The sequence below is a fragment of the Stenotrophomonas sp. 3diitr2024 genome (assembly GCF_042136455.1).
Lineage (GTDB): Bacteria > Pseudomonadota > Gammaproteobacteria > Xanthomonadales > Xanthomonadaceae > Stenotrophomonas > Stenotrophomonas sepilia.
Window position 1 is genome coordinate 1 of record NZ_JBHHMJ010000084.1, and the last position, 320, is coordinate 320.

General features: G+C 63.4%; 1 protein-coding gene. It reads right to left on the reverse strand.

Features of this window, described 5'->3' with window-relative positions:
• Window positions 1-320 (reverse strand): NADP-dependent isocitrate dehydrogenase (locus ABGA94_RS01895; RefSeq protein ID WP_375366223.1); only part of this gene is annotated, 320 nt, incomplete at both ends.

Genomic DNA, 320 nt, shown 5'->3' on the forward strand with positions numbered 1-320 from the left:
AGCCACGATTGAACTGGCGCTGGCTCAGGCTGGCCAGCAGCAACGCACGCTTGCGTTCTTCATACCACCGACTGCGGTAGCCAAAAGGGTCTTCCTGCTCATGCAGTTCATCGAAGTAGTAGCCCTTCTCCGGCAGGCCGAGGCCGCCCTGGCCAACGTAGGCGATGACGTTGGCCGAATCCTTGTAGTCGGCATTGGCGAACAGCGAGAACAGCACGCCCTGGGCCTTGGCATCGGCGATCTGCTCACCGATGAACGCGGCCAGCGCCTTGCGGCTCATCACGGCGGCGTCGACGATCTCGCCGGCCTTGACCGCGGTC